Origin of the sequence: Acinetobacter sp. WU_MDCI_Abxb74 (assembly GCF_025513915.1) — a bacterium.
Lineage (GTDB): Bacteria > Pseudomonadota > Gammaproteobacteria > Pseudomonadales > Moraxellaceae > Acinetobacter > Acinetobacter calcoaceticus_C.
Window position 1 is genome coordinate 555611 of sequence record NZ_JAHPRP010000001.1, and the last position, 13462, is coordinate 569072.

14 protein-coding genes are annotated in these 13462 nt (G+C 36.7%); 11 read left to right on the top strand and 3 right to left on the bottom strand.

The window, feature by feature from the left end; genetic code table 11:
* Window positions 1-5: 5 nt before the first annotated feature.
* The 4 genes from KTH84_RS02715 to KTH84_RS02730 all read left to right on the top strand — a co-directional run bounded on the left by KTH84_RS02715 (window position 6) and on the right by KTH84_RS02730 (window position 3962).
* The gene (locus tag KTH84_RS02715; protein ID WP_262471868.1) at window positions 6-431 is read left to right on the top strand and encodes a C40 family peptidase; all 426 of its coding nucleotides are present in this window, start codon (window positions 6-8) and stop codon (window positions 429-431) included.
* On the top strand, window positions 431-2920 hold the full coding sequence (locus KTH84_RS02720) for a phage tail protein (protein WP_262471869.1): 2490 nt from the start codon (window positions 431-433) through the stop codon (window positions 2918-2920). The genes KTH84_RS02715 and KTH84_RS02720 overlap by 1 nt, the downstream gene beginning before the upstream one ends.
* A gap of 64 nt (window positions 2921-2984) precedes the next feature.
* Entirely contained in the window at window positions 2985-3374 is a 390-nt protein-coding gene (locus tag KTH84_RS02725; protein WP_262471870.1) for a hypothetical protein, read from the top strand.
* 42 nt (window positions 3375-3416) lie between these two features.
* Window positions 3417-3962 carry a glycoside hydrolase family 108 protein gene (locus KTH84_RS02730; RefSeq protein ID WP_262471871.1) on the top strand — a complete coding sequence of 182 codons (546 nt, stop codon included), beginning with the start codon at window positions 3417-3419 and terminating at the stop codon, window positions 3960-3962.
* A gap of 329 nt (window positions 3963-4291) precedes the next feature.
* Here the strand turns inward: KTH84_RS02730 and KTH84_RS02735 are convergent, their stop codons facing one another.
* From KTH84_RS02735 to KTH84_RS02745, 3 genes are read right to left on the bottom strand one after another with little or no spacing between them, the layout of a single operon-like run.
* Window positions 4292-4711 carry a hypothetical protein gene (locus KTH84_RS02735; protein ID WP_262471872.1) on the bottom strand — a complete coding sequence of 140 codons (420 nt, stop codon included), beginning with the start codon at window positions 4709-4711 and terminating at the stop codon, window positions 4292-4294.
* Window positions 4712-4714: 3 nt separating this feature from the next.
* Entirely contained in the window at window positions 4715-5722 is a 1008-nt protein-coding gene (locus KTH84_RS02740; protein ID WP_262471873.1) for a hypothetical protein, read from the bottom strand.
* Window positions 5723-5724: 2 nt separating this feature from the next.
* Entirely contained in the window at window positions 5725-6078 is a 354-nt protein-coding gene (locus tag KTH84_RS02745) for a hypothetical protein (RefSeq protein ID WP_202742099.1), read from the bottom strand.
* A 77-nt stretch (window positions 6079-6155) separates the two neighbouring features.
* Here KTH84_RS02745 and KTH84_RS02750 point away from each other — a divergent pair, with 77 nt between their 5' ends.
* From KTH84_RS02750 to KTH84_RS02780, 7 genes are all read left to right on the top strand, one after another.
* Window positions 6156-6851 carry a hypothetical protein gene (locus tag KTH84_RS02750; RefSeq protein ID WP_316249448.1) on the top strand — a complete coding sequence of 232 codons (696 nt, stop codon included), beginning with the start codon at window positions 6156-6158 and terminating at the stop codon, window positions 6849-6851.
* Between the two features lie 530 nt (window positions 6852-7381).
* Window positions 7382-7888: a hypothetical protein gene (locus KTH84_RS02755; protein WP_202742097.1), complete on the top strand. Its 507-nt coding sequence runs from the start codon at window positions 7382-7384 to the stop codon at window positions 7886-7888.
* Window positions 7885-9153 carry a S1 family peptidase gene (locus KTH84_RS02760; protein WP_202742096.1) on the top strand — a complete coding sequence of 423 codons (1269 nt, stop codon included), beginning with the start codon at window positions 7885-7887 and terminating at the stop codon, window positions 9151-9153. The genes KTH84_RS02755 and KTH84_RS02760 overlap by 4 nt, the downstream gene beginning before the upstream one ends.
* Before the next feature lie 177 nt (window positions 9154-9330).
* A complete protein-coding gene (locus KTH84_RS02765; protein ID WP_227574831.1) occupies window positions 9331-9507 on the top strand; it encodes a hypothetical protein in 177 nt (58 codons plus the stop codon).
* 378 nt (window positions 9508-9885) lie between these two features.
* Window positions 9886-11307 carry a GntP family permease gene (locus KTH84_RS02770; RefSeq protein ID WP_197730896.1) on the top strand — a complete coding sequence of 474 codons (1422 nt, stop codon included), beginning with the start codon at window positions 9886-9888 and terminating at the stop codon, window positions 11305-11307.
* 33 nt (window positions 11308-11340) lie between these two features.
* Window positions 11341-12126 (top strand): 3-hydroxybutyrate dehydrogenase, encoded by a 786-nt coding sequence (locus KTH84_RS02775; protein WP_262471874.1) that lies wholly within the window; start codon window positions 11341-11343, stop codon window positions 12124-12126.
* A 324-nt stretch (window positions 12127-12450) separates the two neighbouring features.
* Window positions 12451-13437 carry an AraC family transcriptional regulator gene (locus tag KTH84_RS02780; RefSeq protein WP_262471875.1) on the top strand — a complete coding sequence of 329 codons (987 nt, stop codon included), beginning with the start codon at window positions 12451-12453 and terminating at the stop codon, window positions 13435-13437.
* The last annotated feature ends 25 nt before the right edge of the window (window positions 13438-13462 follow it).

Genomic DNA, 13462 nt, shown 5'->3' on the forward strand with positions numbered 1-13462 from the left:
CTATCATGAAGAAAAACGAAGAAGCAGTACAAGAGGCTCTTACGTGGTTGGGTACTCCTTACCATCATCAAGGCCGTGTAAAAGGGGTGGGTGTTGACTGTGGAACTCTTATTTGTGAAGTTTACGAAAAAGTAGGCCTCATGGACCACTTAGATCCACGGCCATATCCACCAGACTGGCACATGCACCAGATGGGGCAACGTTATTTAGAACTCATTCTAGGTGTATGTGATCCGATTGAAGGACCACCACAAGCGGGTGACATTGTTTTATATCATTTCGGCAAATGCATCAGTCATGGGGCAATTGTTATTGAGTGGCCGCAGGTCATTCACAGTTATATCCATCAGGGAGTGATTATCCAAGATGGAACTAAAGGAAGTTTAGCCCGCCGTATAGCGGGCTTTTTTCGTATGAAGAGGCTGAAATAATGGGTGGATTATTTGGCGGTACCACGATTAGTACTACTGATACCCGTATTAACTCTATGCGGATTCAACAATCAGCTTATGGGCTTTGTCAGCCTTTGGTTTATGGCAAAACCCGTGTAGCTGCAAATATGTTTTGGTACGGGGATTTCTTGGCTACCCCTCATACTACGGTTGAGAAATCAGGCGGCAAAGGTGGGAGCACTAAAACCAGCAATACTACATTTAGTTATAGCGCCTCTCTCATGCTTGGCCTATGTGAGAACCAGATTAAGAAGATTGGTTTGATATGGGTTGATAAAGACCAGTACATTCCAAAACAAGAAGGATCTATTACGCTGGATCCAATCGATCAGTTAAAGTTTGAATTATGCGATGGGAATAATAACCCGCCGTGGGGTTGGTTAGTTTCAAAGCATCCGGATCAGGCAATTAATTATCCATTTTTAGGATATGTGGCATGCGCCAATTATGAGATGGGAAATAGCGCCAGTCTTTCAAATCATAACTTTGAAGTGATTAGCACTATTACATTGTCAGAAACTATTGATGATGCAAATCCCGCAGATGTAATTGAAGACTTTATTACACATCCTCGGCACGGCGCAGCACCAAATCTAAATATGGCAGATTTGGAAGAGTTCCGTACTTATTGTCGTGCAGCAAATCTTTTAATTAGCCCAGCATTTACAGAGCAGCGAGCAGCCTATGAAACAATTAATGAGATTGTCGAGGCAGTAAATTGTGCGGTGGTACCAAGTCCAGACGGTTTAAAAATTAGATCCTTTGGTGATTCTGCAATTACAGGTAACGGCGTTACGTTTACTCCGGATCTCACACCTGTTTATCACTTAACTGATGATGATTTCATTAGTGATGATGAGCCGGTACGAGTACGCCGTAGTCGTGATACTGATGCCTATAATCATGTGCAGATTGAATACATCAACCGCTATAACCAGTACAACACAGAAACGACTGAAGCCAAGGATCAAGCAAATATTGAGATGTTTGGTTTAAGGACCGAGGATCCAGTAGAAAGCCATTATTTTTGTGAGCCCAAAATAGCCCGTCATGCTGCACAGCTTCGCTTACAACGATTGCTTTATGTGCGTAATGAATATGAGTTTACTTTGGGTTGGAAGTACTGCCGGCTTGAGCCGATGGATATTGTCACCATTACCGATGAAGCATTAGGCTTAGAACAATTCCCTGTACGTATTACCCGTATAGAGGAAGATGAGTTCGGTGAATTAACCATCACGGCTGAAGAACTTGCCGTAGGTTCAAGATCTGCCATTGAATACGATTCACAAGCTTCTAATGGCTATCAGGGTGGCAATGAAGAAGCCGGTAATGTAAATGCTCCGGCTATATTTGAACCTCCGCTAGATCTTACCGATGGAAAGAATCAGGTCTGGGTGGCTGTATCAGGGGGTATTAATTGGGGCGGCTGTAACGTTTGGGCCAGCCTTGATAATACGACTTATGAAATGATCGGCACTATCTATGGATCTGCACGTTACGGGCAATTGGTTACGGCCATTAATGCAGATGATACCGCCTTGCAAGTTGAGCTAAATACAGCAAGTAGAATCTTCAGCGGCACATTAGAAGATGCTCAAGCCGATCAAACGCTTTGTAAAGTCGGCGATGAGTATTTTAATTATCAAGTGGCCACGTTAAACGGATCTGGTCTTTATACCTTAAGTGATGTTCTACGTGGACGTTTTGACGATGCTGAAATCCATAACGCTGGTGAGCCTTTTGTACGTCTTGATCGGGCTATTTTTGAATATCCATATAATGAAAACTTAGTGGGTAAACAGATCTTCTTAAAGTTCACTAGCTTTAACGGATTGGAGCGCAAAGAACAGACATTAGATGAGGTAACAGCATACAGCTATACATTATCTGGTGGCCGTCCTGCGGGGGTGAAAGGCTTGTCACTCCAATCGCCGTTTGTTGGTACCACGTTCAAAGTTCAGTGGCAAAGCTCAACTGGTGCAGATGGCTATCGTGTTCAGGTCTGGTCGAACGGTGCAATGATTCGTCAAGTTGATACAACAAATACGGATTATAGCTATTCCATTGAAGAGGCTAAAACTGATGGTATCGGCCGTGCTTATACAATACGTGTTGCAAGTAAAAACGGTGACCAGATCAGTACTTATGCTGAATTAAGTATTAGCAATCCGGTACCGCCAGTACTTCTAAATGTTTATACAGCTGCTACGGTTGATTCTATTACAGTGAATTGGGTACCGAGTGAAGTTCCCGATCTGATGGATTATGCAGTATGGCTCAGCCCAACTTCTAATTTTGATCCAACACAAACGGCGCCTACATGGACCGGCACAGATTTAACAACTACTTTTGGAGACTTACAACCAACAACCCCATATTACATTCGTGTCGCTGTACGTGATGTATGGGAAAACACAGTCTGGAACTATACAAATCAGATTACTCAAAGTACTTCTGAAGGTTAATTTAAATTATTTACTTAGCACCCAAAACGGGTGCTTTTTTTTGCCTACTTCTGGAGTAAAAGGCATGGAACCAGTTTCTACAAGCGGTTTAACAGCACTATTAAAATTTTACGGTGCTGCAATTATGATTACGCTTGCAATTGCATTAGTTGCAGCAGTTGTTTTGATGACACGTATGCCACGCTCACCGAGAGAGTGGGCCGTAGGGCTCATTTGCACAGTCGTATCAAGTTTAGCTGGTGGCTCATTCATTATCGTGAAGTGGGGGCTTCATGAGTGGGTTACAGATGTATGGGGAATGATTGCACTTGGTGGATTCTTCTTTGTTTGCGGATTACCCGGTTGGGCTTTAGTCCGATGGATCTTTAACTTTATTGACAAACAGGAAGGGAAAACCATTATTGAAGTTATCCAAGAAGTTAAGAAAGCCAAAAGAGATATCGAAAACAGTTAATGCCGCCTTTGGGCGGTTTTTTTACATCTAAAGGAAAACGAAATGAATATTGAACAATATCTTGATGAGCTAATTAAACGTGAAGGTGGTTATGTGAATAACCCGGCAGATCGAGGAGGGGCTACTAAATACGGTATTACTGAAGCTGTGGCCAGAACCAATGGCTTTAAGGGCAATATGAAAGATTTACCGCTTGATGTGGCCAAAGCCATTTATAAAAAGCAGTACTGGACAGCTCCACGGTTTGACCAGGTGAATTCTATTTCTTCAGCTGTTGCTGAAGAGCTTTTAGATACTGGTGTGAACTGTGGTACCGGATTTGCAAAACCACTTTTACAACGTGCTTTGAACTTGCTCAATAACCAAGGCAAAGCAGGGTGGCTAGATTTATCAGTAGATGGAATTTATGGTCCTGCAACTTTGAATGCACTTAAAACTTATCTGGCCAAACGTGGGAAAGAAGGAGGGAAGGTATTAATTCGAGTTCTTAACATCATGCAAGGCCAACGTTACATCGAAATTTGTGAGCGCAATCCAAGTCAAGAACAATTCTTTTACGGTTGGATCACTAACCGCGTTTCATTATGAAATTTTGGTTTTGCTGTGCATTCTGTTTTCAGGATGCACAGCTCATACGATAAGTACAAATGTGAATACTTTTATTTGCGTTAGATCACTTAAAAAAAACCAGATTTCTCAGGGCTCAGTTTTCCTTAAATAAAGGTTCCTTTAGGTCACCATAATTGCCCTCTATCCCAATTAGAGCGTGAAATTGGCTATATTATTTCGGTTTAGAAGGATACTTAGAGGGTGGATCACATCACATAATGAATTTTTTGATAATTTAATCAAAACCAGAGGTTAAGATAACTAATAAAAAAGGGGCTTTTCGCCCCTTAATTATTTAAACTTCTTTTTTATTTACTTTTGAAAATATAAATACCACTAAGAATTAAGAACATAGCTTGGAATAAAAACCATCCAAGTGTTGAATAATTAGAACACTTGATGATGGAATCATAAATAATCTCCTTATAAGATACGGTTTCCATCATGTTTAGTAGTATTAATTCAGCTAATAATAGAACTAGAGAAATAACAGTGTAAAAATACTTATTTCTTATAAAAATTAAAATTATTGAAACGATGATCGATAATAAGCCACACATCCCTAACATTGATGGATCATTAGCTGAAACCCCATTTAACTCTTTAAAATAGGTAATAGTGCCTATAGCAATATATTCATTAATACATAAATCTTGCCCAAACTTATCTATCGTATATCCGCCTATACCTGATAAGAATAAAAATAATATGGCTACATATCTAATCATAATTTACAAACTCAATTTTAATGATGGATCAAATTTCCATGTTTCAACTTGTAGTTCTGGATCTGCTCGGCAAGTTCCTTGGCATCCATCTGGAATTGCTATTACATCACCGTTTAGAGCTAATTTTATAGCTTCTTGCCATTTCCATGATCGAGCATAGACAGCTTTTTCAAGCCTTTCTTTTGGGATTTCTCCCTTTATCCAACTTCTTAAAGCCTTTTCACCAGCATTATAAAAAACTGTTGACTCTTGCAATGTTAATTTCCGTCCTATTATGTTTCCACCACGGACCACATTTTTTGCTACTAAATCCATAGCTACAGTTGCATCTGTACAGATCACAACAAAAGTTTCATAGAGCCAATCTGGATTCCTTTTATCAATATTCATCAACTCTGCTGCTAATCCTACTTGCATCTCTCCAAAGCCATAGCTGTTATGAGGATATACTTCACCTAGATTAAGATAAAAGGATAAGAGGTTTTTTCTATAAGCCCATACACCATGCATTTTTTCTTCAAATACAATTGATGCAACGATCTGAGGATCTATGCCATTTTTAGCCCCAGCTGTTTTAATTTCATTCCTTAAATAAGCAACCATCCTTAAACCTTCAGGTACAGGATAAGTAGTTGGTACAGTACGGTTTTGAACTTTATGCTTATCTTCTTTTTCAGTTTTATCTTGAAATAGTTTAAGTTGATATTCGGTTATTAATGGTTTTGAATTGGCTTCTTTTGTATATGTATGACCATAAATTTTAACTTGAGGATTATATTCAGTACCCGATGGCAAAAATATCTTAAAAGAAACCGTTGTTTTTGCGGCATCTTCATGTTCATTTAACTCAAAAAATGCTTCACTACCCAAACCATTTGGTTGCATTGGAAGTTTTCTGGTTGCTCCAACTCGTCCCTTACTAATTACAAAGGTAGCTACAAAACTAAACTTACTAAAATTTAAGATATTTTTACTTTCTTTGATTCTCAATCTTGCATAGACTTTTGACATTATTAATTATCATCTTCAAGGTTTGTATATTTATCAACCAAATGAAAACTAATGTTTTCTTGTTGTTCAGTATAAATAGGTGAAGTATAACCTTCTGAATTAGTTGTTCCTTCAATCAATTTGCCAGATTCTGTTACTGCAAAATATGCTTTATTTCGATGAGGTATATTTTCACCATCTATAAGTTGAACGCTAACATTGAATAAGCCACTATTTACTTCAGGTAAAGTAGGGATATGGCTAACAACTTGTTCACCAGAATTAAATATATGCTGACCAGCTTTAACCTCAAATTTACCTCCCGTTATTACAGTAATACCTTTATCGTTTATTACTAACCGTGAACCACCCGCCATATTTTTATTCTCTAATTAAAAATTATGAGGCTAGAATAACATACCTTCAGAAAACTCAAAAAAATACAGCAATGACAATGATTATTTCGGCTCATTTGGGAGACTCCATACTAATCGCAGCTGATAAAAGAGCCATGATTTATGATTTAAATTCCAGATTATTAAGAATTTCTCATGATGATGAGGCGAAAATAAAGTTATGGTGCCGTGGTGCTATTACAGGCACAGGCGACAGTTTATTTATAAATCGTATAATGAATTATTTTGAAAATTTAACAGAACAAGAACAAAAACTTGAACAAGTGAATGCTATTCAAATGGAAATAGAAAGAAGATTGTCTGAAGGGGTTTCAAAAGAGCTTCTTTCTAATAATACGCTTATATTCTCAATATTTAATGGCTGTAAAACCTCATTATATATAATACCCATACAGCCATTTTTTGAGACATTTAAACTTGGTGGTCGCGAACATTTAAGGTCCCAAGTTAATGAAATTAAAGAATGGACCATAGAGGTATGCTGTTTAAATATTCCTTCCGATTTAGCATTATTACAAGACTTCCAGCGCAATTTAAGGAGCTTAAATAGCTTTGAAAGTGAGGGGTATTTCATTAGTTACTATATAGAGCATTTAAAGACTATTTTTGCGAAACAAGCTTCTATAGATACTAGTGTTACACCGTCTTTTGACCTGTATTTACAATCATGTGAGACTGGAGGTAGCTTTGCCATTCATATTGAGAACAACTTTTTAACTACTTCAAATGTGTAATATTTTGCCCATTGGACCAACTGGACCAACTGGACCAAGATTAACTAAGTTATTGTTTGCTGTATCGATGATTTTGTATCATTGAAAACTTAGCTTCAAAAACGTTGAAATTAGCTGCATATCATGCAAGGCCAACGTTATATTGAAATCTATGAAAGAAATCCTATCCAATAGCAATTCTTTTACGTTGGATCGCTAACCGTGTTTCACTATGAAGATGTTCTGGTTTTGCCGTGCATTCTGCTTTCAGGGTGCACAGCTCATACGATCAATAACAATGTGAGTGTTGGTATTTGTGTGAAAGCAATACAAAAAACTTTAATATTTAGCTTATTCTCAATAACTTTCATTGAGATAGGTAAAGTTATTAATTTGTTTAAAATATATATTTACATTTTTATTATTATATTAAGTTGTATTTTAGATAAGGGGCGTTTAAAAATATACCAAATGGTAAATTTTTTAATTACCTATAAACTGAATAAATATTTTTACAATCAATATTATATTATTTAACAAGGATTTAATTTGTGAAGAGAGTTTTGCTTTCTATTTTTCCATTATGTATGCCATTCATACATGGATGTTCTGCTGAAGAAAAGAATATCAACCTAACACCTATTACGTCTGATCAGGTTTCTGTTAGTAACATTACTCATGAAGCAAAAGCGAAAGAATCTTATAAGCAATTTTTTCTTCTTTCAAAAGATTTAGAGTTTGATAAAGATTTACATCAGTTAGAAGCGATATGGCCTGGCAAATTAATCCTGCACAACAACTGTTTATCCATTTTAGTGAAAAGCGATGATAAAGAAACTATTCATACCTTAGTTGTGCCTAAGAACTATGAAATCATATTTGATAATCAGAATAATATTGCCGGACTTAAAAATAGTAAGTCAAAAGAACAATACAAATTAGGTGAATCATTGCTATTTGGAGGTTTAGCAATAGATAAAGAGAAAATGAAACCAATTAAAAATATACCAAGTTATTGTGAGCCAAAATTGGCACTACCAGGAGACATTAAAAAATGACAAAACTAAGTAGTTTGAAAAGAAAATTGTTAGCAAGCATATTAATTGGCATATCCCTTACTTCTTTGACTCATGCCGCAGCCACCGTTGATTATCTTCAAAAAAAGTACAATATCTCTTCAGATGAAGCGAATAGGCGAGTTGATTTACAAAATGATGTAATCGCACTTTCTGAAAAGCTAAATCAGGCTAATGATCCTAACTATGCAGATATGTATATTCAACATCAACCTGTGTATAAAATTATAGTTTTATTCGCTGATAATAGTGATCGAAAAGATTTTCTTAAATCTCTAGATCCAAAACTGCAAAGATGGGTACAAATAAAACAAGCAAAAAAATCTAGAAATGTTTATTCAAAAGAGTTAGATGATATTAACATTTCACTTAATCGATTAAATATTATCTACACTTCAGTTTATGATTTAGAGTCACAAAAGTTTTTGATTACTGTCGAAAAGAAGTCAGATGTTAATTTGGTGAAGCAAATTCTACCTAAAGCCAGAAACGGTGAAGTTACAGTTAGAGTTGGTAATGTACCTAAGATCGAGGCTGCACCAAGTGGTGTGAAGGCAGGAGATAAGCTTTATGCAGGAAATACTTTGTCTTTTACAAGTGGAAGTCCGGGATGTACGGCTGGATTTGCTGTAAGTTATATCTCTGGCGGTGTCACTAAAAAAGGAGTCCTCACTTCGGGTCATTGTCCAAATGATATGTTAGTCAAATTCAATGATCATAATGTTTTACTTAGCGGTCCTATCATTGAAAAACAACATCGTAGTGATCCTAGTGGTGGTGGAGATAACATTAGTGATAAGTATGATTATCAAATTTGGGATGGGACAGGACTGAATCTTGATAATCAAATCGCTTTTAAAGATCTAAATGGTATTCCTGAGTTCCCAGCTACAGGTATTTTCCGTCTGACAGCAATTACAACATTCTTAAATCAAAAAAAGGGAATGATCGTTTGTAAATCTGGACAGACCACTGGAATTACTTGTGGTGAAATAACAAATGGTAACGCCTCTCACGATGGGGTTGCTGGTTGGATTCAAGTAGCTAACAGTAATCAAGCGAATATTAGTGCTGGTGGAGATAGTGGAGGTCCTTGGTTCCTATATCCAGGATCTTCAACCAATGTAAATGGTGTGGGAGTACATACAGCAGGTAATAGTTCTACTAACCCAGACGATTATGCTATTTATATGCCAATTGACTACATTGATGATCATATTTCTTCAGTAAATACACTAAAACAATGATATAGATTAATTTTTAAGAAAAAGGTGATTCATACTATTGTGAGTCACCTTTTTTGCTGATATCTAATTGCTGTCATGAGCAATAAAAACGGTAATACAGGATTAGATACTAACGTTAAAGCCATGGCGATTTATCTAGCTTGGTTAAGCGGATAGTGGAGACAGTTTGGACCTGCGGTGAAAGGCATCAATCCACACATGGCCGCAGCAATCCATGAATATTTCAATGATGGTGGCTTTGTTGCTTGGTCATTCATTGAAAAAGATAAGAGAGCTGAGCTACACAAACGTATAGATACTCACCCTTGGCATTTACCACCAATGGACCGTTATCATTTGTTAAATAGAAACTAATATGGCGGGAGTTGAACCCGCGTCTTTAAGAGCTCTCTTCGGAGGGCTTTTTTATGTAATGAGCATATAAAAACTAGAAAATTAATATTTTTATGCTTTTGTAATTCCTCTCAAATATCAGTACAAAAATAACTCCAATAGATGTAATGTCTAGATGGTTATTTACATGAAAATTACAACATCTTAAAAAAGAAATCTTTATAGAAAACTTCAAAACAGATGTTGTCACTTATGTTAGTAAAATGATTATTAGATTTAACTGTTTTGCAGGAATTTTGCATTTATTTTGCAGGATATCGGAATAAATCTAATAAACTTAAAATTAATCAAATAGATATGGAATTTCGAAAATATTTATTCTTTATGGAGAAAGAATATATGTGGGAATTATTTGTAATTCTACTTTCACTTGGGCTGTTAATGTATACAGCTTACAAGGGTTTTTCTGTCATTCTCATGGCACCAATTTGTGCCTTACTCGCGGTTTTGCTCATTAACCCAGCCAATGTTTTGCCGTTTTATTCGGGTGTTTTTATGCCCAAAATGGTGAACTTTATTAAAGATTACTTTCTTGTATTTTTGCTCGGGGCAATTTTCGGTAAAGTCGTTGAAATGTCTGGAATTGCCGAGTCTATTGCACGAACTATTGTGAGATGGATTGGGGCTAAAAAAGCAATTTTAACGGTTGTATTATTAGGTGCAATTTTAACCTATAGCGGTGTCAGCTTATTTGTTGCTGTATTTGCAATTTATCCTTTTGCTAACCAACTTTTTAGACAAGCTAATATTCCAAAACGTTTAATTCCGGGAACTATCGCGCTTGGTGCATTTACATTTACCATGGATGCATTGCCGGGTACGCCGCAAATCCAAAACGTAATTCCAACTACATTCTTTGGTACCAATATTTATGCCGCACCGTTTTTAGGGATTATTGGTGCCATTTTTGTTTTATGTGCAGGTTTGAGCTATTTAGAGTGGCGTCGTCGTGCTGCTGTAAAAGCAGGGGAAGGCTTCTCTGGGTTTGGAGTAAACAATACGGCGTCTCAAGAAATTGAAGCCGATATGACTCTGCAAAATAATGGTAGTGCAGCTCGTCAGTTTTTAGCATTTGTACCTCTTATTCTCGTTGCTGTGATGAACAAATATTTGTCTAAAGCGATTAAAGAATGGTATCCAAATGGCTTTGATTTTGCTGCCGTTGGTTTAGCTGACTACACTGTAGATGTTGCAAAAACTGGTGCCATCTGGGCTGTTGGTTTAGCGCTTATTGTCGGGATTATTTCTGCAATTTTATTTGATTATCAGCGTGTAGTGACTAACTTTAAAGAAGGCATTAATGCCAGTATTGGCGGTTCACTTCTAGCAGTGATGAATACAGCTTCTGAATATGGTTTTGGTGCGATTATTGCCTCATTACCGGGCTTTGCCATGATTAGCCATGCAATGAGTAGTACCTTCACAAATCCACTTGTAAATGGAGCAGTGACCACAACGGTTTTAGCGGGTATTACCGGTTCAGCTTCTGGTGGTATGAGTATCGCTTTAAGTGCGATGGCTGAACACTATAACGCTGCGATTTTAGTAGCCGGTATTCCGCCAGAAGTCATGCATCGCGTGGTTGCAATGGCATCGGGTGGTATGGATACGCTTCCTCACAATGGCGCTGTGATTACATTGCTTGCTGTTACAGGTTTAACCCATAAACAGTCGTATAAGGATATTTTTGCAGTCACAGTAATTAAAACATTAGCTGTATTTGTGGTGATTACGGTCTTTACCGTGACTGGTATTGTTTAAACCAACAAGTTAAAAATATTAAGGAGTAAATAGATGACTAAACTTTTAGACGGAAAAGTAGCCTTTATTACAGGCTCTGCAAGCGGGATCGGTCTAGAGATTGCTAAGAAATTTGCTCAAGAAGGTGCAAAAGTTGTCATTTCTGATATGAATGCTGAAAAGTGCCAAGAAATGGCAAAGCTGCTAACAGAACAAGGCTTCGAAGCACTATCTGCACCATGTGATGTAACTGACGAAGATGCTTATAAAAAAGCAATTGAGTTAACTCAACAGACCTTTGGAACAGTTGATATTTTAATTAATAATGCTGGTTTTCAACATGTTGCACCTATTGAAGAATTTCCAACCGCTGTTTTTCAAAAGTTAGTTCAGGTCATGCTCACTGGTTCGTTTATTGGCATTAAACATGTTTTCCCAATCATGAAAGCTCAAAAATCGGGTCGTATTATTAATATGGCTTCAATTAATGGCTTGATTGGTTTCGCTGGGAAAGCAGGTTATAACAGTGCTAAACATGGGTTAATCGGTTTGACAAAAGTTGCGGCATTAGAATGCGCACGCGATGGTATTACCGTAAATGCACTTTGCCCAGGTTATGTTGATACACCATTGGTTCGTGGTCAAATCGCAGATTTGGCAAAAACTCGTAATGTAAGTTTAGACAGTGCACTTGAAGATGTAATTTTGGCAATGGTTCCTCAAAAGCGTTTGTTATTGGTTGAAGAAATTGCTGATTATGCAATTTTCCTTGCAAGTGACAAAGCGGGCGGGGTAACAGGTCAGGCTGTGGTTATGGATGGTGGTTACACAGCACAATAATTTAGAGTTTTATAAAAGCCGCTTATTCTTTAATAAGCGGTTTTTAATAAATAAAAGATATGTAAGTTTAGTGTTCAAAACGATGATTTATCTCAACTATAGTTGCTTATAAAAATCTAATAAAATAAGTTTGTTAAGGTATGAAATTATACTTTAAAGGTATTTAACTTATTTCCAATTTTAAAATTTAATAGAGTATGAGAAAGTAATCTTTACTCTCTTTCTTGATATGATGGTTTTCAAGAAAATTCGTCAATTAAAGGATATTAATTGGCATATAAGTTGCTTTTTTAGCAATAAGTTATTTAGCTAGGTGAAAAGGATATGACATCACTCAGCCAACAGATGGAACTCAATCATTATTCGCGTAAGGCTGAATTTGCGCAGAATTTGATGTCCACGATTTGTGGAGAACACCGTCTAGACACAATTTACAAAGATACTCTCGATTTTCACTATGATGGAATGCGCCTGCCTAATAAAAAAATGGCAATTGGCACGATCAGTTATGGTGCAAATGTAGCCATTAATATCTCAAATTTAAAAGCTTATAGCATTAGTTTGCCGATACAGGGGCGACAAGTTCTCAACATTCGTGGCGCTCATTATCAATCTGATGAAAACAGAGGTCTGATTGTTTCAAATAACGATCAGCAAGATTTAGTGATTGATAAAGATTGCAGAAAATTTCAGGTGGTTATTCCTGAGCGGAGTATGCAAATTGTTCTTGCAGATCTACTGAATAAACCCATAGAAACTCCCATCATTTTTAATCCTGAAATGCATCTAGATTCTGAGCAACTTATTGGTGCATGGTGGAAAAATATTCAGAATTTTTTACAGCTAAAATCGCAATATAGCAATTTTTATGGTTTGCAGATGTTGTCTGAAGATTATGAAAATTTTGTCATTAAAGCTTTACTGTTATCTCAAGAAAATAATTATTCTGAAGCGTTAAAACTACTCTCACATCAGGATGAACCAGCTTACCTTCGTAAGGTTCGTAATTTTATTATTGAGCATGCCCATGAAGAAATCCGTGCAGAAGATTTGCAACGTCTGGCTGGGGTTTCAAAATCAAAGTTGTATGACGAATTTCAACAGTGCTACGGCACAAGTCCAATGTCCTATTTGAAAAAATATCGTCTCCAACAAATTTATAAGATTTTGAGCACCACAGGAGCAGATAGAAAAATTTCTATTTCAAAGCTTGCTTATGATTGGGGCTTTAACCACTTAAGTCGTTTTTCTCAAGAATATCGTGAAGAGTTTGGCGAAAACCCAAGTGAAACTAAAGGCAAAATTTTCTGATATTTAATTTTCCAAATAAAAAACT

What these genes read in the sequence shown, in the direction of transcription:
- KTH84_RS02715 (WP_262471868.1), top strand. Translation starts at nt 6, where the DNA reads ATGAAGAAAAACGAAGAAGCAGTACAAGAGGCTCTTACGTGGTTGGGT.
- KTH84_RS02720 (WP_262471869.1), top strand. Translation starts at nt 431, where the DNA reads ATGGGTGGATTATTTGGCGGTACCACGATTAGTACTACTGATACCCGT.
- KTH84_RS02725 (WP_262471870.1), top strand. Translation starts at nt 2,985, where the DNA reads ATGGAACCAGTTTCTACAAGCGGTTTAACAGCACTATTAAAATTTTAC.
- KTH84_RS02730 (WP_262471871.1), top strand. Translation starts at nt 3,417, where the DNA reads ATGAATATTGAACAATATCTTGATGAGCTAATTAAACGTGAAGGTGGT.
- KTH84_RS02735 (WP_262471872.1), bottom strand. Translation starts at nt 4,711, where the DNA reads ATGATTAGATATGTAGCCATATTATTTTTATTCTTATCAGGTATAGGC.
- KTH84_RS02740 (WP_262471873.1), bottom strand. Translation starts at nt 5,722, where the DNA reads ATGTCAAAAGTCTATGCAAGATTGAGAATCAAAGAAAGTAAAAATATC.
- KTH84_RS02745 (WP_202742099.1), bottom strand. Translation starts at nt 6,078, where the DNA reads ATGGCGGGTGGTTCACGGTTAGTAATAAACGATAAAGGTATTACTGTA.
- KTH84_RS02750 (WP_316249448.1), top strand. Translation starts at nt 6,156, where the DNA reads ATGATTATTTCGGCTCATTTGGGAGACTCCATACTAATCGCAGCTGAT.
- KTH84_RS02760 (WP_202742096.1), top strand. Translation starts at nt 7,885, where the DNA reads ATGACAAAACTAAGTAGTTTGAAAAGAAAATTGTTAGCAAGCATATTA.
- KTH84_RS02770 (WP_197730896.1), top strand. Translation starts at nt 9,886, where the DNA reads ATGTGGGAATTATTTGTAATTCTACTTTCACTTGGGCTGTTAATGTAT.
- KTH84_RS02775 (WP_262471874.1), top strand. Translation starts at nt 11,341, where the DNA reads ATGACTAAACTTTTAGACGGAAAAGTAGCCTTTATTACAGGCTCTGCA.
- KTH84_RS02780 (WP_262471875.1), top strand. Translation starts at nt 12,451, where the DNA reads ATGACATCACTCAGCCAACAGATGGAACTCAATCATTATTCGCGTAAG.